The following is an 18773-nucleotide window of genomic DNA, read 5'->3' as shown; positions in this document are numbered from 1 at the left end:
GCGCGGGGTGCCCCAGTCAGCCGATGGTGAGCGTCGAACTCATCTGGACGGGGCGAGCGAACGTGTTGACCACCGGAGACCACACCATCGCGTTCTCCTTGACCTCCTGGAGCGTGGCCGCGTCGGCGTCGCCCGCGAGCGTGATGGCGCAGCGAACGGCGGTGAACCCCGGCACCTTGCTCTCTGGGGTGTCGCCGACACCCCAGACCGCGGAGATGTCGATGTCGCCCTCCATAGCGACCTCGATCTTGCTCAGCGTGACGCCTCGGGACGTCGCGTTGGCGAGCAACCCCACGGAGATGCAGGAACCGAGTGCGGCCAGTGCCATCTCAGAGGGGTTGGGTGCGGCGTCGTCACCGAGAAGTTGGCAGGGCTCCGACACGAGAACCGGCGTCAGCGTGCGGATCTGGGTGAGGTTGCGGAAACCGCCTTCGCAAGTGGTGGTGGCCTTGAGTGTCTTCTTTCCCACCGAAGGATCCGCCTTGGCGTTCTCCGACAGCCGCGCCAAGCCGTCCGCGTCGATCTCGGCGAGAGCGTTGATGGTGTTAGACATGGTGAGTCCTTCCGTGTGGCCGACGAGCACGTCGGCGCGGGCGGCGCCTGGGGCGCGTTCCCGAATTGGATGAGCACGGCGGTAGTTCTCGGCACGTGTCCTGCCGTTACGCGGATCTGCGAAAAAAATTCGCAGACTTTCCGATTTACATGTGCGACACACAAGCGGAATGTCAGAGAAAACAAACACTCGCGGCGATTTCGTCGGCCGGTCCGGGCGCCGGCCGGCCGACCGGTCGGCCGGCCGGCCGGCGCCCGGACCGGCCTTGGCCACCCCGACCGTGGTGCGGTACGCCGCACAGCCTTGAGCGGCTCAGGCACTGCGGGTCGCGGCGACGCCGGTACCCCGGTTTCGCGTGGCGGCGATCAGCCAGAACGGACCCGCCACGAAAACCGTGCCGCCGACCAGGTTGCCGAGCGTCGCCCAGAGGAGGTTGCGCAGCAGCCCGTGGGCACCCATGCCCCAGGAAAGGCTGGTGGCGACACCCGGGAGGGCGCCGGACGAGTGGGCGAACTGGAGCAGTAGAGGGAAGCCGATGAACCCCACGTTGGCGATGACGTGCTCCGTCATGCCGATGACGAAGGCGAACGGACCGTAGAAAGCGAATGACATACGGGCAAGGTCAGTCCGCGCTTTGAAGAACATGAACATGGTGGTCTGCAGGAACCAGGTGCAGAGTAGCGCGAGCAGGAATGTCGAGAAATTCGACGTTCCGCTCTTGGCCAAACCAACCGTGTAGGCGTGCGCGAGGAACGGAACCGACGTGTAGGGGCCACCGGCGCAGGCAGCGATACCGACGAAGACGAATGCGCCGACGATGTTTCCGGTCCAGCCCAGGCACATGAATCGAAGATACTGCAGCGGAGTCATGTGGCGTTCCAAGATCGCGATGAGGCCCGCCGCCATATCTGCGGTGATCAGGGACATGGAGGACACCAGGATGAGGACGAACGAGAATCCGAAGGCCACGCCCATGAGCAAGTCTCAGCGGCCGATGTCGGAAACAATGCGTTCACGCGACGCCTTTCCCGCTTCGATCTGAGTCGAGGTCCACGGCGACGAAGATCACCATGTCTGCCGCCTGGTATCTCTTTGAGGGCTTCGGCATGAAGTCGCTATGAGCGAGGTCGTCCGGTCTGCGGCTCTGGCCCACTCTGCGGAGGTGTGAAACAGGCACGGTCCCAGCGATCATGTGTGTCTACGTCCCATGATCACGCTGGAAGACTGTGCCCGCCGCCGCTGCGGGCAGCGACCAGGAGGGCGAGTACAGCGATACGTGCACAGCCGACGGTGACGACCCCGAACAGGACGCCGCATGAACACCGCCTCCGTCCCCGGGCCCCGCACGGCGGCGGCCCTGGCGGCCCGCCGCTGCGAGACCGAGACCGCTCTCCAAGGGGTCGACGAGGCCATCGCCCGCCTCCGACGCGAGCAGGCGGCGCAAGCCGTGGCCGGCTGAGTGCGGCTCAATTCACCGGACGGGCTCGCCTGAGCCCGTCCGGTCGTGTGGGGTGGCGTGTCAGCCCGACTGCGACGTGATGTGGTCGATCACCTCGTTGAACTGCGTGTGCTCCGGCTCCCGGACCTGGTCGGCCTGGCGGGCCGCCTGGACGAGGAGTAGTTCGCCGCCGCTCAGGGCGAGGCCAGCAGGGCCTCGCCCTCGCGGCGGAGCTTGGGGAATACGTGTTCGGCGCAGCCGGCGACGCGCAGTGCGGCGTCGGCTGTGGCGGAGGCGAAGGCGGCGTGGTCGTGGTCGTGGTCCGGGGAGGCGCGCCGGATGAGGATGACGCTCTCGATGAGGCCGAAGACGAGGTCGGCACGCAGCGCGAGATCCGCGGGCGCGAGGTCGGCCCCCGCGGTGGTGGCGGCGAGGAGCCCTGCGTAGGCGGTCTTGAGGTCCTCGCGGACGGCGCGGAAGGCGGCGAAGCGGTCGGCCCGGACCTCGGGCAGCAGATAGAGCGCGCCGAGGTTGTGGGGGCCGCCGCACAGAAGGGCGGCGTCGGCGCGGCACAGGGCCCAGAGCCGGGCCTCAGCGGGGACCTCGTGGCGGGCGGCGAGGCCGAGGGCTAGGTCGAGGGAGGGCCGTACGGTGCCTTCGAGGAGAGCGGCGAGGAGATCCTCCTTGCCGCCGAAGTAGTGGTACATCGAAGCCTGGCGCATGCCGGCCCGCTCGGCGACGGCGCGGGTCGTGGTGGCGGCGTATCCGCGCTCGGTGAAGAGTTCGGCGGCGGCCATGAGGAGTTCCTCGCGGGCGGACAGGCCGCTGTCCGGTCGCGTCTGCGCGCGCGGCCGTCCGACGCGCCGTCCCGAGGTGCTCACCGGACGATCGTCGCACACGCGCGCGGGCGGTCCCGGCGTGAGCGGTCGGTAACTCCCCCGAAACAGCCGGGCAATCGGGGCGAAGCCACGCCCGCTTAATTTCTGTCGTGCGACAGAAATAGACCGTCGAACCGGAGGTGGAAGCCGTGGCGACAGGGACAGGCTCGACATACGGGGCCCGCGACCATGCCCGCGCCCAGGAGGGCACACAGGTCGACACCATGCCCACTCTCCCCGCCGGCGCCTGGCCCAACCCCCCGGCCGGCGTCGCGCCGGACCGCATCGTCTGGGCCGAGACCGTGGCCGGCGGCAACTACACGCACAAAGTCATCGCCCGCGGCACCGAGCTGCGCCTCACCGACCTGGCCGGCGACGCCTGCGCCCACGTGCTGCTCTACGCGGACGGCCGCCCCTGGGAGCGGCTCAACGCCGCCGACACCGTCAAGGTCCTCTGGAACGCGTACGTCGGCGAAGGCCATCTGCTCCTGTCCGACCAGGGCCGCGTCCTCGCCTCCGTCGTCGCCGACACCAGCTCCCGCCACGACGCGCTGTGCGGCACCTCCACCGCCGTACGCAACACCCAGCGCTACGGCGACGGTTCACCGCAGGGCCCCTCCCCCGCCGGGCGCGAGCTGCTGAAACTTGCCGCGCTGAAGAACGGGCTGGAGCCACGCGATCTGCCACCGTCCCTGTCTTTCTTCCAGGGCGTACGGGTCGTGGCCGACGGCAAGCTCGAGTTCACCGGATCCGCCGGGCCGGGGGCGTCGGTGACCCTGCGGGCCGAGCAGCCGCTGACCGTACTGATCGCCAACGTCCCGCACCCGGTGGACCCGCGCCCCGACTACGTGTGCACGCCGCTGGAGGTGCTGGCCTGGCGGGCCGCGCCCACAGCGCCCGGCGACCGGCTCTGGGACGCCACGCCCGAGGGCCGCCGCGCCTTTCTCAACACCGACGACCACCTCGCCGCCAGGGGGATCCAATGAAGGTGACCAGCACCGTCGTTCCGGCCCGCGCGCCGTGGTCCGCGGTCGTCAGCAAGGGTGAGCACCTCGCCATCACCGACCTCGGCGGCAACCAGGCCGTGGACTGCCTGCTGTACGACGCCCACGACACCGCCGTCCGCTACAGCGCGCCCGACACCATCCACGCGCAGGGCAACATCTTCCTGACCACCGGCAGCGTGCTGCTCTCCAACGAGCACACCCCGCTCATGACCGTCGTCGAGGACACCTGCGGACGCCACGACACCGTCGGCGGCGCCTGCTCCAAGGAATCCAACACTCTGCGCTACGGCCACCACACCTGGTCCCAGCACGCCTGCGTGGAGAACTTCCTCGCCGAGGGCGCCAAGCACGGCCTCGGCAAGCGCGACCTGGTCAGCAACATCAACTGGTACATGAACGTCCCCGTCGAGGAGGACGGCACCCTCGGCATCGTCGACGGCATCTCCTCCCCCGGCCTGAAGGTCGTGCTGCGCGCCGAGACCGACGTCCTCGTCCTGGTCTCCAACTGCCCGCAGATCAACAACCCCTGCAACGGCTTCGACCCCACCCCCGTACGCATGACGATCACCGAGGGCGCCGCATGAGCCGTACGCCGGGCTTTGACACCCTCCTGGTCGCCAACCGCGGCGAGATCGCCGCCCGCATCATCCGCACCGCCCGCCGCCTCGGCCTTCGTACCGTCGCGGTCTACTCCGACCCCGACCGCTCCGCCCCCCATGTCCGCCTCGCCGACGAGGCCGTACGGCTCGGGCCCGCCCCGGCCAAGGCCAGCTACCTGGACGTCGACGCCGTGCTGGAGGCCGCCCGCCGCACGGGCGCCGGCGCGATCCACCCGGGGTACGGATTCCTGTCCGAGGACGCGGACTTCGCGCGCCGCTGCCAGGCCGAGGGCCTGGTCTTCGTCGGCCCGACCCCGCAGCAGCTCGAGCTCTTCGGCGCCAAGCACACCGCCCGCGCCGCCGCCGAGGCCGCCGGGGTGCCGCTGCTGCCCGGCACCGGGCTGCTGGACGGCCTGGACGCGGCGCGCGCCGCAGCCGACGCGCTCGGCTACCCCGTCATGCTCAAGGCCACCGGCGGGGGCGGCGGCATCGGCATGCAGGCCTGCCACTCCCCCGCCGACCTCGCCGAGTCCTGGGACCGCGTGCAACGGGTCGCCGCCGCGTCCTTCTCCGGAGCTGGGCCCCTCCTGCCCGAGGGCGGGCAAGGAGGGAGGGTGTTCCTGGAACGGCTGGTGGAGCGCGCCCGCCATGTCGAGGTCCAGGTCTTCGGCGACGGCCACGGCCGCGTCGTCACCCTCGGCGACCGCGACTGCTCCCTGCAACGCCGCAACCAGAAGGTGGTGGAAGAAGCCCCCGCCCCCGGCCTCCCCGACTCCGTACGCCGCCAACTCGCTGACACCGCTCGCTCGTTGTGCGCCTCGGTCGACTACCGGTCGGCGGGCACGGTGGAGTACGTCTACGACGCCGCGCGCGGCGAGGCGTACTTCCTGGAGGTCAACACCCGTCTGCAGGTCGAGCATCCGGTCACCGAGGCGACGTACGGCATAGACCTGGTGGAGTGGATGCTGCGGCTCGCGCGCGGCGAGGTCTTCGACATCACGCCGGAGGCCCCGCGCGGTCACGCCGTCGAGGCCCGCGTCTACGCCGAGGACCCCAGCCGGGGCCACCGGCCGAGCGCGGGGCTGCTGACGCGGGTGCGCTTCCCGGAGGGCGAGGGCGTGCGGGTCGACGCCTGGATCGAGACGGGCACCGAGGTGACGACCTCGTACGACCCGATGCTGGCCAAGATCATCGCGCACGGCACCGACCGCGCCGACGCCCTCGACCGGCTGGCCCGGGCCCTCGCCGAGACCCGCGTCGACGGCATCGAGACCAACCTCGGCCTGCTGCGCGCGGCCGCCGCCTCGCCCGCGCTCCGGGCCGCCGGCCACACCACCGCCTCCCTCGACGGGATCACCGACCCCACCCCGCGCATCGAGGTCGTCCGCGCGGGCACCCTCACCACCGTCCAGGACTGGCCCGGCCGCACCGGCCTCTGGCACGTCGGCGTGCCGCCCTGCGGCCCGATGGACGACCTGTCCTTCCGCCTCGGCAACGAGGCCCTGGGCAATGACGAGGGCGCCCCCGGGCTCGAATGCACCCTCCAGGGGCCGCAGTTGCGGTTCACCCGGGCCACCACTGTCTGCGTCACCGGCGCCCCCGCCGCCGTCACGGTCGACGGGGTGCCGGTCCCCCAGTGGGAGCCGTTCACCGTCCCTGCGGGGGCGTTGCTGGATGTTCCGGCGCCCGGGGGGCACGGCCTGCGTACGTACGTCCTCTTCGCGGACGGCGGCCTGGACGTGCCGGACTTCCTCGGCAGCGCCGCCACGTTCACGCTGGGGCGCTTCGGCGGCCACGGCGGGCGGACGCTGCGGGCGGGTGACGTACTGCACGGCGGGTCTACGGTGGTGGGCACGCCGGTGCCCGAGGGCCGGCGGCCTTCTTTCGGTGCCGAGTGGCTGGTCGGGGCGGTCGAAGGGCCGCACGCCGCGCCCGAGTTCTTCACCGAGGAGGACATCCAGGAGTTCTACGCCGCCGAGTGGAAGGTCCACTTCAACTCGGCGCGGACCGGGGTGCGGCTGGTCGGCCCCAAGCCGCGCTGGGCACGAACGGACGGCGGCGAGGCGGGACTTCACCCCTCCAACATCCACGACACGCCCTATTCGGTGGGCGCTGTCGACTACACCGGCGACATGCCGGTCCTGCTCGGGCCGGACGGGCCCTCGCTCGGCGGCTTCGTCTGCCCCGCCACCATCGTCACCGGCCAGCGCTGGAAGCTCGGCCAGTTCCGGCCCGGCGACACGGTGCGCTTCGTCCCCGTGACGGAGGACGCGGCGGCGGCGCTCCGCCTCGCGCCCGCCGTACAGCCGGTGGCCTCGCGGCCCGCTCTCCGGGACGGCGGCGTCCTCGGGCGCCTCCCCGAGACCGACGGCCGCCCCTCGGTCACGTACCGCCGCAGCGGCGACGACAACCTGCTCATCGAGTACGGCCCCATGCAGCTCGACCTCGCCCTGCGCATGCGGGTGCACGCCCTCGCCGAACGCCTCACTGCCGACGCCCTCCCCGGCGTCGTCGACCTCACCCCCGGCATACGGTCCCTGCAGGTCCACGTCGACCCCGACATCCTGCCGACCGCCAAGCTCCTCGCCCTCGCCCAGGAGGCCGAGGCCCAGCTACCCCCCACGGACGCGCTCCGCGTGCCCAGCCGCACGGTGCACCTGCCGCTGTCCTGGGACGACCCGGCCACGCGGGAGGCCATCGCCCGGTACATGGCGGGGGTACGGGACGACGCGCCATGGTGCCCGTGGAACATCGAGTTCATCCGCCGTGTCAACGGCCTCGAGTCCGTGGACGATGTCTACCGGACGGTCTTCGACGCGGAGTATCTGGTGCTGGGGCTGGGTGACGTGTACCTGGGCGCGCCGGTTGCGACGCCGCTCGACCCCCGGCACCGGCTCGTCACGACGAAGTACAACCCGGCGCGGACGTGGACCGCCGAGAATTCGGTGGGCATCGGGGGTGCGTACCTCTGCGTTTACGGGATGGAGGGGCCCGGGGGGTACCAGTTCGTGGGCCGTACGGTCCAGGTGTGGTCGAGCTGGTCGGGCTCCCATCTCAGGCAGCCGTGGCTGCTGCGGTTCTTCGACCGCATCAAGTGGTATCCCGTCGAGGCCGACGAACTCCTCGATATGCGGGCCGACATGGCTGCGGGTCGGCTTCACCTGCGGGTCGAGGACGGCGAGTTCTCGCTCGCCGAGCACCAGCGTTTCCTTGCCGAGAACGCGGACTCGATTGCCGCGTTTCGCGCCCGTCAGGGTGCCGCGTTCGGGGCCGAGCGGGATGCGTGGGAGGCGGCGGGCGAGTTCGCCCGTGCGGAGGCGGCTGTTGCTCCCGCACCGGCCACGGCCGACGTCGCTGTGCCGGAGGGTGGGTGCACCGTGGAGGCCGAATTCGCTGCCAGCGTCTGGCAGGTCGCTGTGCGTCCGGGTGAGCGGGTTCGGGCCGGGCAGAAGCTGCTCGCCCTTGAGGCCATGAAGATGGAGTCCGCGGTCTCGGCCCCCGCCGATGGCGTCGTCGCCGAGGTTCTTGTCGCCCCCGGCGATCAGGTGTCGGCCGGTACGGCGTTGCTCACGCTGGGGCCGGGGTGAGCGGCTCCCTGGGTGGGGGTGCGCGGGGCTTCGGTTCGTGGGTGGGTCGGGGCGTGTCGGGGTGGGTCCTATGAGACGGCGCTGCAGTCGATTTGCGGCCGGAGCAGCGTGGTCGCCCACTCTGTTCCTCGCCAGCTCGGAACCGGACGTTCTGCGTCGCTTTAGTGTCTCTACGGACCCGCCCCGCCCCACCCCCTCCGCGCCGACGGCGGCTGCCGGTCGGTGGGTGTTCCTGACCTCCTCGTCCCGGCACGGACCGGCAGCCCCCACCACCACAAGGAGACGCACGCGATGACCGGACCTGCACTCAGCCGCGTACGCGCCGCGTACACGAAGATCGCCGAGGTGGACCGGCCCGAGATCTGGATCGGGCTCAGGCCGCAGGCCGAGGTGGAGGCGGAGGCCCGCGCGATCGACGCGCGCCTGGCCGCAGGGGAACACCTCCCGCTGGCCGGGACGACCGCTGCGGTGAAGGGGAACATCGACATCGCCGGCTTGCCCACGACCGCCGGGTGCCCTTCGTACGCGTACGAGCCGGAGCGGGATGCCCCGGCCGTGGCGCGGCTGAAGCAGGCGGGCGCCGTCGTCCTGGGAAGTACGAACCTGGACCAGTTCGCCACGGGCCTGGTCGGCACCAGGAGCCCGTACGGCGCCGTGCGCAACGCGTATGACCCGGCGCGGGTCAGCGGGGGCAGCAGCAGTGGGTCGGCCGTTGCTGTGGCGCTCGGGATCGCCGATATCGCGCTGGGGACGGACACCGCGGGCTCGGGGCGCGTGCCGGCGGCGTTCAACGGAATCGTCGGCATCAAGCCGACGTACGGGCTGGTCCCGCCGACCGGGGTTGTGCCGGCCTGCGCGAGCGTGGACTGCGTGACGGTGTTCGCCCGTACGATCCGGGAAGCGGAACGCGCCTTCGGATTCCTCGCCTCGCCCGCAGGGCGGACCGGGGAGCCGCCGGCCCGCCGGCCCGGGCCGTGGCGGGTCGCGGTGCCGCCCACGGATCAGCTCGGTGAGCTGGACAAGGGGTGGGCGGAAGCTTTCGAAGCGGCCGCGCAGCGGCTCGCCGAGGCGGGCGCGGAGCTGCGCAGTGTTGAGCTCACGGCGTTCTCGGCGGCGGCTGAACTGCTGTATGAGGGCGCGTTCGTGGCGGAGCGCTACACCGCTGTCGGTGGCTTTATCGACAAGCATGCCGACGACCCGGCCCTCGACCCCACCGTCGCCCGCATCATCACGGCCGCCCGGGACCTCCCGGCGCACCGACTGTTCGCCGACATGGACAAACTGGCCGCACTGCGTGCGCAGGCCATGGCGGAGCTGAGTGACGCGGATGCGCTGCTGCTGCCCACGACCCCCGGCCATCCCACTCTGGCCGAGGTGGCGGCCGATCCGCTGGGCGCGAACGCACGCCTTGGCAGATTCACCAACTCCACCAATCTGCTGGGCATGTGCGGGATCGCCGTCCCGGCCGGCGAGGTGGACGGGCTGCCCTTCGGGGTGATGGTGCTCGGCCGTGGCTTCACGGACGACCGTACGGCGGCCATCGCCCGGCTGCTCAAGCCGACCGCGAAGCTCGTGGTCGTCGGCGCCCACCTGTCGGGGCAGCCCCTCAACCCCCAGCTGCTCGGCTTGGGGGCCCGGCTGGTGGCCACGACCAGTACCGCGCCCGAGTACCGGCTGTACGCCCTCGACACGGAGCCGCCGAAGCCGGGCCTGGTCCGGGTCCCGGACGGCGGCGCGGCCATCGAGGCCGAGGTCTGGGAGCTGCCGACCGAGGGGCTGGGCGCGCTACTGGCCGCGCTGCCGCGCCCCATGGCGCTGGGCAGGGTCGGGCTTGCGGACGGCACGACGGCCCCCGGGTTCCTGTGCGAGCCGGAGGCGGTCGGCAAGGCAATGGACATCACAACCTACGGCGGATGGCGCGCATTTCTCGCCGATTCGTGAGTCTGCGTGATCCTTTCGAACGCCGCGTTTCCGCACCGTTAAGGAATCGAGTGGCCGTCCGACCATAAAGGGACAGGAGTTCGACCTCAATGGTTGGGGGTCGGGGATCCTCGAGCCGGTCTGCCACCGGCGCATTTCGCGGGGCCCCGCACGCCCCCACTGATGTGGGGAATTCCGGACGCCCTCAATTGCCGCCGTGTGTCCCGAATTTCCCTCGGGTCCATCCCGTGTCACCGCGCGGGCGACCACCCTTGACCGTTTCCGCGTGTCTCTGTCACCGTTCAGTCGGCTTTAGCCAACACAGGGGAGCACACCATGGCACCGGCAATACGCCGCCGCGCCGTCGTGACCGGACTCGGCGTCATCGCGCCGGGCGGAAACTGCCGCAAGGCCTTCTGGGAACACGTCACTTCAGACGTGAGCGCCATCCGAGAAGAGGCCTCACACCCATGCCCGTAGAGTTCCTCGGCATCGCCGCGACCAACGAAGGCTCCGAAGTCACCTCGCGCTCCGGCGCCTCCTTGGACAAGGACTACACCCTCCGCCTCGCCCGCGCCCACGAGGACAACGGCTGGGACCGGATCCTCTTCGCTTACGGTTCCGGGTCCCCCGACCCCGCGCCCGCCGCCGCGTACATCGCCGCGAAGACCGAGCGCATCCAGATCCTGCTGGCGCACCGGCCCAACGTCTCGTACCCGACCTTCGCCGCGAAGACCTTCGCGACCCTGGACCGGATCAGCGACGGGCGCCTGGCGGTGCACTTCATCACCGGCGGCAACGACCACGAGCAGCAGCGCGAGGGCGACTTCCTCACCAAGGACGAGCGGTACGCGCGGACCCGTGAGTACATCCAGATCGTCAAGAAGATCTGGACCACGCACGAGCCCTTCGACCACGAGGGCGCCCACTACCGCTTCAACGACTTCGTCTCCGACACCTTCCCCGTCCAGCAGCCCCGCCCGCGCGTCTCCTTCGGCGGTTCGTCCGCGGCGGCGTACGAGGCCGGGGGCGCCGAGGCCGACATCTACTGCCTGTGGGGCGAGCCGCTGGCCGAGACCGCGCAACAGATCGAGTCCGTCAAGGCCGCCGCGAAAGCCGCCGGCCGGACCGACGTGCCGAAGATCCAGGCCGCCTTCCGGCCCATCATCGCCCCGACCGAGGAACTGGCCTGGGAGAAGGCCCACCGGACGCTGGACCGCATCCGCGCCCGCAAGGCGTCGGGGCCGCCGCTGAGCCGCCGGCACCCCCTCAAGAACCCCGAGAACACCGGCTCCCAGCGCCTCTTGGAAGTCGCCGCGAAGGGCGACCTCCACGACCGCGCACTCTGGACCCCCACCGCCGCCGCCACCGGCGGCGCCGGCAACTCCAACGCCCTCGTCGGCACCCCGGAGACCGTCGCCCAGGCCCTCCTCGACTACTACGACCTCGGCGTCGACATCCTCTCGGCCCGCGGCTACGACCTGCTGGACGACGCGATCGACTTCGGGCGGTACGTCATCCCGATCGTGCGCGAAGAAGTAGCCAAGCGTGACGCTGCGCGTGCCTGACCGGGTTGGGAGTAGGCCGCTCTCCCCCAGCTAGATGCTGGGTGGGGGTCCCCCCAGACGGAGTCTGGGGGAGAGTGCCGCCAAGGCGAGCGAAGCGAGGTGGGGGACCCCCACCTCTTCGCTCGCCTTGCGGAAAGTTCTCCCACAACCTTCACCCAACAGACGAGTACGCCACCACGCCCCGGAGCAGCGCATCGACCGCCTTGCGGGCATTGCGCCGCACCGGGCTGGCGTCTGGCGCCGCGGCCGCGATCTGGCCGAGCACATCGATCAGCTGCTTGGTCCAGCGGACGAAGTCACCGGCCGGCATGTCCGCGTCGCGGAGCACCGCGTCGAGGCCGTGTCCGGAGGCCCAGCGGTACGCGGGCCAGGCGAAGCCGAGGTCGGGCTCGCGCTGACCGACGCCTTCGGCCTGGTTGATGCGGTGCTGCTCTTCGAGCGCGTCGAGGCGGCCCCAGATGCGGACCATCTCGGCGAGCGCGTCGCGCGCATTGCCGCTGGGCAGGCGCGGCGGCATCGCGTCGTCCGCGGAGCGGGCCTCGTAGACGAGAGCCGAGGCGCAGGCAGCGAGCTCGGCGGGGCCGAGGGCGTCCCAGACGCCTTCGCGCAGGCACTCGCTGGCCAGCAGGTCGAGCTCGCCGTAGAGCCGGGCGAGCCGGCGGCCCTCCGGGGTGACCCTGTCGGCCTCCAGGTAGCCGAGGTCGGTCAGGAGCGCGCAGATGCGGTCGAAGGTGCGGGCGATGGTGTTCGTACGGCCTTCGATGCGGCGCTCCAACTGCCGGGTGTCGCGGAGCAGCCGGTGGTAGCGCTCGGACCAGCGGGCGTGGTCCTCGCGCTCGTCGCAGCCGTGGCAGGGGTGGGCGCGGATCTCGGTGCGCAGGCGGGAGATCTCGCGGTCGTCGGCGGCAGCCGCCCGCTCCTTGCGGTGGCGCGGCGGCGCCACGATCCCGGCGGTGCCTGCCTTGGACCGCATCGCGGTCGCGAGGTCGCGCCGGGACTGCGGGCTTCGCGGGTTGAAGGACTTGGGGATGCGCATACGGTCGAGGGCTTCGACCGGCACCGGGAAGTCGACGGGCGCGAGCCGCTTGACCTGCCGCTCGGCGGTGAGGACGAGCGGGCGCGGCCCGTCGTGCTGGAACTGCTCGTGCCGGGGGTGGTAGCCGGTGGACCGGCCCGCCGGGACGCCGGGGTCCAGAACGAGCGCGAGGCCGGCGAACTTGCCGGCCGGGACATGGATGATGTCGCCCGGCTTGAGCTTCTCCAGCGCGTCGGCGGCGGCGGCCCGCCGCTGCGCCGTGCCCTCGCGGGAAAGTTCGGCCTCACGGTCCTTCAACTGCCTGCGCAGGCTCATGTATTCGTCGAAGTCGCCGAGGTGGCAGGTCATGGTCTCCTTGTAGCCGTCCAGGCCCTCCTCGTTGCGCTGCACCTGCCGCGAGATGCCGACCACCGACCGGTCGGCCTGGAACTGGGCGAAGGAGGTCTCCAGCAGCTCCCTCGACCGATGCCGGCCGAACTGCCCGACCAGGTTGACCGCCATGTTGTACGAGGGCTTGAAGGACGAGCGCAGCGGATACGTCCGCGTACCGGCCAGACCCGCCAGGGCCGCCGGGTCGAAGCCGCGCTGCCAGAGCACCACCGCGTGGCCCTCGACGTCGATGCCGCGCCGTCCGGCGCGGCCGGTGAGCTGGGTGAACTCCCCCGGGGTGATGTCGGCGTGGGTCTCGCCGTTCCACTTGACGAGCTTCTCCAGGACGACGGAGCGGGCCGGCATGTTGATGCCGAGCGCCAGCGTCTCGGTGGCGAACACCGCCTTGACCAGGCCGCGTACGAACAGCTCCTCGACGACCTCCTTGAAGGTCGGGAGCATGCCGGCGTGGTGGGCGGCGACGCCGCGCTCCAGGCCTTCCAGCCACTCGAAGTAGCCCAGGACGTGCAGGTCTTCGTCGGGGATGGACTTGGTCCGCTCCTCCACGATGGCCCGCACCTTGACGCGCGCCTCGTCGTTGTTGAGGCGCAGCCCGGCGGCCAGGCACTGCTGGACGGCGGACTCGCAGCCGGCCCGGCTGAAGATGAAGGTGATGGCGGGCAGCAGGCCCTCCGCGTCCAGCCGGTCGATGACCTCGACGCGACTGGGGGTCCAGACCCGGCTTCGCTGGCGCCGCTCGCGCTCGCGGTCGGCCTCGCGGACCTTGCCGCGGCCGCGGCCGAAGCCGCCGGCCTGGCTCTCCATCCGGGCCAGGCGTACGAGGTCGGGGTTGACCTCGCGCCGGGTGCGGTCGGGGGATCCGGGGGCGCCGCTCTTCTCCTCGTACAGGTCGTACATCTTGCGGCCGGCCATGACGTGCTGCCAGAGCGGGACCGGGCGGTGCTCGGAGACGATGACCTCGGTGTCGCCGCGGACGGTGTCGAGCCAGTCGCCGAACTCCTCGGCGTTGGAGACGGTCGCGGACAGCGACACCAGCGTCACGGACGGCGGGAGGTGGATGATGACTTCCTCCCAGACCGCGCCGCGGAAGCGGTCGGAGAGGTAGTGCACCTCGTCCATCACCACGTACCCCAGCCCGTCGAGGGCCTGGGATCCCGCGTACAGCATGTTGCGCAGGACCTCGGTGGTCATGACGATCACCGGGGCATCGCCGTTGACGCTGTTGTCACCGGTGAGCAGGCCGACCTTCTCGGCGCCGTAGCGCTTGACGAGGTCGGTGAACTTCTGGTTGGACAGCGCCTTGATCGGCGTGGTGTAGAAGCATTTGCGGCCCTCGGCGAGGGCCAGGTGGACGGCGAACTCGCCGACGATCGTCTTGCCGGACCCGGTGGGCGCGGCGACCAGGACACCCTTTCCGGCTTCCAGGGCCTGGCATGCCTCGATCTGGAACGGGTCCAGCTCGAAGTCGTACAGCTCGCGGAAAGGCGCGAGGGCGGTGGCCTGCTCGACCGCCCGGAGCTTGGCGGCGGCGTAGCGCTCTGCGGGGGACATCTCGTCACTCATCTTGACACCGAGCGTACCGGCAGCCACTGACAGAGGACGTGATCTTTTCTTTTCGAATACCTTCTGAGCAGCGTCGTCGGGGTCAGGTGGCGTCGTCGAAGCCGTCGCCGGAGCCGCTGCGCTCGATCTGGTCGCGCCCGCTGGGCTGCTCGGGCAGGGCCGCGCCGACCGGCTCGGGGGTGAGGTCCACGTCGGAGGCCTCGTCGTCGTCCAGATCGGCGTCGGGGTTCGACCGGCGGCGGCGCTTGTCATTGACCAACGAGACCCCGACTGCGATGAAGTACAGGACCCAGATGGGTCCGGCCAGCGCGAGCATGCTGAGCGGGTCGGTGCTCGGCGTCGCGACGGCGGCGAAGACCGTGATGCCCATGATCATGCCGCGCCACCAGCCGAGCATCCGCTTACCGGACAGGATCCCGGCGAAGTTCAGCAGGACCAGCAGCAGGGGCATCTCGAAGGAGAGGCCGAAGACGACGACCATGCGCGTGACGAGGTCGAGGTAGTCGTCGAGGTGGAGGAGGTTGTCGACGCCCTTGGGGGTGAAGTCGATGAGGACCGTGGCGGTGGTCGGCAGGATCTTGTACGCGAAGAAGGCGCCGGCCAGGAAGAGCGGGAAGCCGACGCCGACGAAGCTGAGCGCGTACCGCTTCTCGTTCTTGTGCAGGCCGGGGGCGAGGAAGGCCCACAGCTGGTACAGCCAGACCGGGGTGGACAGCACCACACCGGCCATGAGGGAGACCTTCAGCGCGAGCGTGAACGGCGTCAGCAGGCCGTCCATGACCAGGTGTGCGCAGTGGGTGTCCGACTTGACGGAGCTGGACTGGTTGGCGATGTCGCTGAGCGACGCCTTGCAGCCGATCGACGTCAGTACCGGCTTCACGAGGAAGGCGATCAGGTCGTTGTAGAAGAAGGCAGCGACAACGGTGATCGCGATGATCGCGAGCAGCGCTTTGCCGAGCCGGTTGCGCAGCTCACGCAGGTGCTCCGCGAGGGGCATGCGCCCCTCCGGGTCCTTCTCCTGCTGGCGGGCAGACTTGAGCAACCCACGTCCTCATCTCGTGCGGCAGCCGCCGTCGCCGTCGGCTTGGTGTGTCTGTCCTGGTGACCTGGGCCTGGGGCCTGGGGAGAGCCGGGGTCAGCTCTGGGTGGTCTCGTGCGGCTGCGGGGTCTCGTTGACCGGGCGGGCGCTGGTCACATCGCCGGGAGAAGCCTGGATGGTCTTGGGCGCGGCCTGCTGCTCGGCGGTGGTGTTGTCGGCGGGCGGCCCGGCCGGGGCCGGCGCGTCGTCGTTCTTCATCGCCTTGGCTTCACTCTTGAGGATGCGCATCGACTTGCCGAGGCCGCGCGCCATGTCCGGGAGCCGCTTCGCCCCGAACAGCAGCAGTACGACGACAAGGATGAGGATGATCTCCGGGGCGCCGAGCCTACCGAACATAAGCGAATACCTTCTTACCGAGGCGGCGTGGGTCCATGTCTGCCGAAGCTTTCGGACGGACGTCCGACCTTCGTTCTGCCAGCGATCGTAGCCTGCAGGGGTGAACGTCTGGCAATCCCCTGGCGTCCAGCTGGCTCCGCTGCCCCCGCCGCACTCCTTCGGGGCCGCGTTGGCCAGCGTACCTCTCGAGCTTGCCAAGAACGAGGGGCTGGCGTGACAGCGCTTTCTACGAGCCTTCTACGAGCTTCCTACGCCCCGGCGGGCTCAGCGCCGGACGCTGTCCCCGGTCCTGCGTGCCACGGGCTCCGCGGCCCGCCGCAGGTCGTCCGAGGCGCGCGAGATCTCGTCGGTGCTGCGGCCCAGCTGCCGGGCCAGCCCCTGGACCTCGGCGAAGACCCGGATACCGAGGACGCCGAGGACAAGGATGCCGACGGTCGCCAGGCCCACGTAGAGGTAGAGCAGCCACATGACGGATGAGCCTAGTGGGTCGGCCGGTGTGGATCAGCCCACGTGCAGGCGCATGGTGTTGACCCCGCCGCCGGTGAGCAGCTCGATGATGCGGTCGCCGGCCGGTTTGCGTACGAAAGTGCCGCAGTCGGGGCAGGTGAAGGAGTAGAAGGTGGTCCTGTGGCTGCCGCCTATGGCCAGCCGCAGGGCGCTGGCGGACAGCTCGAAGCGGCCCCGGCAGTCGGGGCAGGCCGCCTTGAACACGACGCTCGGGACCATCACCGGATTCTCCCCTTACTCCCCGTACGCCGCCAGGGCCTCGGCGGCGGCCTTCTGGGCGCTGTCCGCGAGGTCCCGAGGGGAGACGATCCGGCCGTCGCGGCCCAGCCGCAGGGCGAGCCTGCGCAGGGAGCCCGGGTCGGGGGTGCGCAGGGTGATCCGCAGGGCGCCGTCGGGGAGCTCCTCGGCGGTGTCGTGCGGGTAGTACTCGGCGACCCAGCGGCCGCCTGGGCCGACCTCGACCACGACCTCGGGGTCGTCGCCGGCCGGCTGGACCAGGCCCTGGGACAGGTCCCGGGGCTCGATGCGCGGCGGGTCGGAGGGCGTGTCGAGGAGCTTGATCTCGGCGACCCGGTCGAGCCGGAAGGTGCGCCGGTCCTCCGACAGATAGCACCAGCCCTCGAAGTAGGTGTGGCCGACGGCGAACAGCCGGATCGGGTCGACCTCGCGCTCGGTGAGGGCGTCACGGGACGGCGAGTAGTAGCGGATCCACAGCCGCCGGCCCTCGGTGATCGCCCGGTCGACATCGGCGAAGACGCTGCCCTCGGACTCGAAGGTGACCGACAGCCCGGCGCTGGCCCCGGCCGCCTCGCCCGCCGCCGCCTCCACCTTGGCGGTGGCGCGCAGCAGTGCCTGACGGTCGCTGTCGCGCAGGCCCGGCAGATTGGCCACGGCCCGCGCGGCGACCAGCAGCGCGGCGGCCTCGTCGGCGGCCAGCCGCAGCGGGTGGGCGGCTTCCGCGAGGGCGCCTTCGTTGTGCCACCAGATCCGCTCGCCGTCGGTGTCGATGTCGAGCAGGTCACCGCCCCGGAAGCTGGTTCCGCACAGCGGCAGCACATTGAGGTCGCCGATCAGCTCGGCCTCGGTCACCCCGAAGGCCCGGGCGACATCGCTGACCCGGGCGCCGGGGCGCTCGCGCAGATACGTCACCAGGGACAGCATCCGGCGGGTCTGGTCGATCGCGTTCGCCATGGTGTCCGTGACCCCCCTCAGCCCTTGGCCACGGCGCGCAGCCGGTCGATGACATCGGCCCGCAGCTCGGCGGGCTCCAGGACCACCACATCGGGCCCGAACTCCGCCAGCCAGGCGTCCAGCCCGTGCCCGTACGGGATCTCCAGCTCGTCCCAGTCGGCGTCGACGGGCAGTATCTCCACCGCCCGGGCGCGCAGCGGGTACCCGGAGTCGCGGCGCAGCCTGATGCGGGCGGTGCTGCCGGTGGAGCCGTCGCCGGCCCAGCCGGCCACGGTGGCGCGTACGTCCACGTGGTCGGGGACGGGGGCGGTGAAGCCGCCGCCGCGCAGCCGGACCCGGCCGGTGATGCGCGAGAGCCGGAAGACCCGGACGTCCGAGCGGTCGCGGTCCAGCCCTGCGAGGTACCAGTGGCCGCGCCAGCACTCCAGGGCCCAGGGCTCGACCTGGCGGGGCTCGGGGCGTACGGCGTTGGCCTTGCGGTAGTCGAAGGCGACGGCGCGGCGCTCGCGGGCGGCGGTCATCAGCGGCTCGAAGGCCGGCTCGGGCGCGGGGATGCGAGGCTCCAGGGCGCTGTGGGCGCCGGCCGGGAGGTCGTCCGTACCGTCGTCGAAGGGGACGCCGGCGGCGCGCAGCTTCTGCAGGGCTCCGCTGGCGGCCTCGGCGAAGCGGGCCTGCTGCCAGACCTTGGCGGCCAGGGTGAGGGCAGCGGCCTCTTCGGCGTCGAGGGCGATCTCGGGTAGGCGGTTGCGGTCGCGGCGGGCGAGGTAGCCGATCTCGCCGTCCAGGCTCTCGATGGTGTCGATGACCATGCCGAGCTCGCGGAGATCGTCCTTGTCCCGCTCGAACATCCGGTTGAAGGCGTCGTCGGAGCCCTCGTGATAGGCCTCGATGGAGGTGCGCAACTCGCGCTTGCTGACCGGGCGCCGGGTGTTCATCAGGCACAGCGCCAGGTTCATCAGCCGCTCGGCCTTGGCAATGGCCACTCGCGCAACCTTCCTTCTTCAGCTCTCGTTGCAGACCGTACCGCCATGACGCCGCACGGCAAAAGCGAAACCCCCGCCGGACCGGCCGATGGCCTGGCCCGGCGGGGGCTCCCGGTCA

Annotated in this window: 16 protein-coding genes; 6 read left to right on the top strand and 10 right to left on the bottom strand. The window is 71.0% G+C overall.

Annotated features, from left to right (window positions below; all coding sequences use genetic code 11):
• Positions 1-16 precede the first annotated feature (16 nt).
• Both EFK10_RS17695 and EFK10_RS17690 read right to left on the bottom strand, forming a co-directional pair.
• Positions 17-553 (bottom strand): OsmC family protein, encoded by a 537-nt coding sequence (locus tag EFK10_RS17695; RefSeq protein ID WP_127356642.1) that lies wholly within the window; start codon positions 551-553, stop codon positions 17-19.
• A 312-nt stretch (positions 554-865) separates the two neighbouring features.
• Entirely contained in the window at positions 866-1528 is a 663-nt protein-coding gene (locus EFK10_RS17690) for a formate/nitrite transporter family protein (protein WP_127356641.1), read from the bottom strand.
• Positions 1529-1868: 340 nt separating this feature from the next.
• On the opposite strand from EFK10_RS17690, the gene EFK10_RS47470 reads away from it, so the two are divergent.
• Positions 1869-2012, top strand: coding sequence for a hypothetical protein (locus EFK10_RS47470; RefSeq protein WP_164836028.1), 144 nt, complete (start codon positions 1869-1871; stop codon positions 2010-2012).
• Between the two features lie 173 nt (positions 2013-2185).
• Here EFK10_RS47470 and EFK10_RS17685 read toward each other — a convergent pair whose 3' ends face one another.
• On the bottom strand, positions 2186-2872 hold the full coding sequence (locus tag EFK10_RS17685; RefSeq protein ID WP_127356640.1) for a TetR/AcrR family transcriptional regulator: 687 nt from the start codon (positions 2870-2872) through the stop codon (positions 2186-2188).
• Between the two features lie 146 nt (positions 2873-3018).
• Here EFK10_RS17685 and EFK10_RS17680 point away from each other — a divergent pair, with 146 nt between their 5' ends.
• From EFK10_RS17680 to EFK10_RS17660, 5 genes are all read left to right on the top strand, one after another.
• Positions 3019-3855: an urea amidolyase associated protein UAAP1 gene (locus EFK10_RS17680; protein WP_127356639.1), complete on the top strand. Its 837-nt coding sequence runs from the start codon at positions 3019-3021 to the stop codon at positions 3853-3855.
• Complete coding sequence (locus EFK10_RS17675; RefSeq protein ID WP_127356638.1) at positions 3852-4460, top strand: urea amidolyase associated protein UAAP2; 609 nt, start codon at positions 3852-3854, stop codon at positions 4458-4460. The genes EFK10_RS17680 and EFK10_RS17675 overlap by 4 nt, the downstream gene beginning before the upstream one ends.
• Positions 4457-8062 (top strand): urea carboxylase, encoded by a 3606-nt coding sequence (uca, locus tag EFK10_RS17670; RefSeq protein ID WP_127356637.1) that lies wholly within the window; start codon positions 4457-4459, stop codon positions 8060-8062. The genes EFK10_RS17675 and uca overlap by 4 nt, the downstream gene beginning before the upstream one ends.
• A gap of 291 nt (positions 8063-8353) precedes the next feature.
• Positions 8354-10003: an allophanate hydrolase gene (gene atzF, locus EFK10_RS17665; protein ID WP_127356636.1), complete on the top strand. Its 1650-nt coding sequence runs from the start codon at positions 8354-8356 to the stop codon at positions 10001-10003.
• Between the two features lie 449 nt (positions 10004-10452).
• Complete coding sequence (locus EFK10_RS17660) at positions 10453-11550, top strand: LLM class flavin-dependent oxidoreductase (RefSeq protein ID WP_127356635.1); 1098 nt, start codon at positions 10453-10455, stop codon at positions 11548-11550.
• A 151-nt stretch (positions 11551-11701) separates the two neighbouring features.
• Here the strand turns inward: EFK10_RS17660 and EFK10_RS17655 are convergent, their stop codons facing one another.
• The 7 genes from EFK10_RS17655 to EFK10_RS17625 all read right to left on the bottom strand — a co-directional run bounded on the left by EFK10_RS17655 (position 11702) and on the right by EFK10_RS17625 (position 18655).
• Positions 11702-14539 (bottom strand): DEAD/DEAH box helicase, encoded by a 2838-nt coding sequence (locus tag EFK10_RS17655; protein WP_127356634.1) that lies wholly within the window; start codon positions 14537-14539, stop codon positions 11702-11704.
• A gap of 82 nt (positions 14540-14621) precedes the next feature.
• Positions 14622-15581, bottom strand: a complete 960-nt coding sequence (gene tatC / locus EFK10_RS17650; RefSeq protein ID WP_127356633.1) for a twin-arginine translocase subunit TatC — start codon at positions 15579-15581, stop codon at positions 14622-14624.
• Between the two features lie 93 nt (positions 15582-15674).
• Positions 15675-15974: a Sec-independent protein translocase subunit TatA gene (gene tatA / locus EFK10_RS17645; protein ID WP_127356632.1), complete on the bottom strand. Its 300-nt coding sequence runs from the start codon at positions 15972-15974 to the stop codon at positions 15675-15677.
• Between the two features lie 264 nt (positions 15975-16238).
• Positions 16239-16442 (bottom strand): hypothetical protein, encoded by a 204-nt coding sequence (locus EFK10_RS17640; RefSeq protein WP_127356631.1) that lies wholly within the window; start codon positions 16440-16442, stop codon positions 16239-16241.
• A 33-nt stretch (positions 16443-16475) separates the two neighbouring features.
• Positions 16476-16700 carry a hypothetical protein gene (locus tag EFK10_RS17635; protein WP_127356630.1) on the bottom strand — a complete coding sequence of 75 codons (225 nt, stop codon included), beginning with the start codon at positions 16698-16700 and terminating at the stop codon, positions 16476-16478.
• A 15-nt stretch (positions 16701-16715) separates the two neighbouring features.
• Positions 16716-17672, bottom strand: a complete 957-nt coding sequence (locus EFK10_RS17630) for a helix-turn-helix transcriptional regulator (protein ID WP_127356629.1) — start codon at positions 17670-17672, stop codon at positions 16716-16718.
• 17 nt (positions 17673-17689) lie between these two features.
• Positions 17690-18655: a helix-turn-helix transcriptional regulator gene (locus EFK10_RS17625; protein WP_127356628.1), complete on the bottom strand. Its 966-nt coding sequence runs from the start codon at positions 18653-18655 to the stop codon at positions 17690-17692.
• Positions 18656-18773: the final 118 nt, after the last annotated feature.

It is taken from the genome of Streptomyces soli (assembly GCF_003999195.1).
Lineage (GTDB): Bacteria > Actinomycetota > Actinomycetes > Streptomycetales > Streptomycetaceae > Actinacidiphila > Actinacidiphila soli.
The sequence above is the reverse complement of the archived record's forward strand: the minus strand, read 5'-3'. Positions and strand labels throughout refer to the sequence as shown.

Bases quoted from the DNA above. Each gene is read 5' to 3' on its own strand.
- EFK10_RS17695 (WP_127356642.1), bottom strand. From the start codon at position 553: ATGTCTAACACCATCAACGCTCTCGCCGAGATCGACGCGGACGGCTTG.
- EFK10_RS17690 (WP_127356641.1), bottom strand. From the start codon at position 1,528: ATGGGCGTGGCCTTCGGATTCTCGTTCGTCCTCATCCTGGTGTCCTCC.
- EFK10_RS47470 (WP_164836028.1), top strand. From the start codon at position 1,869: ATGAACACCGCCTCCGTCCCCGGGCCCCGCACGGCGGCGGCCCTGGCG.
- EFK10_RS17675 (WP_127356638.1), top strand. From the start codon at position 3,852: ATGAAGGTGACCAGCACCGTCGTTCCGGCCCGCGCGCCGTGGTCCGCG.
- uca (WP_127356637.1), top strand. From the start codon at position 4,457: ATGAGCCGTACGCCGGGCTTTGACACCCTCCTGGTCGCCAACCGCGGC.
- atzF (WP_127356636.1), top strand. From the start codon at position 8,354: ATGACCGGACCTGCACTCAGCCGCGTACGCGCCGCGTACACGAAGATC.
- EFK10_RS17660 (WP_127356635.1), top strand. From the start codon at position 10,453: ATGCCCGTAGAGTTCCTCGGCATCGCCGCGACCAACGAAGGCTCCGAA.
- EFK10_RS17655 (WP_127356634.1), bottom strand. From the start codon at position 14,539: ATGAGTGACGAGATGTCCCCCGCAGAGCGCTACGCCGCCGCCAAGCTC.
- tatA (WP_127356632.1), bottom strand. From the start codon at position 15,974: ATGTTCGGTAGGCTCGGCGCCCCGGAGATCATCCTCATCCTTGTCGTC.
- EFK10_RS17640 (WP_127356631.1), bottom strand. From the start codon at position 16,442: ATGTGGCTGCTCTACCTCTACGTGGGCCTGGCGACCGTCGGCATCCTT.
- EFK10_RS17635 (WP_127356630.1), bottom strand. From the start codon at position 16,700: ATGGTCCCGAGCGTCGTGTTCAAGGCGGCCTGCCCCGACTGCCGGGGC.
- EFK10_RS17630 (WP_127356629.1), bottom strand. From the start codon at position 17,672: ATGGCGAACGCGATCGACCAGACCCGCCGGATGCTGTCCCTGGTGACG.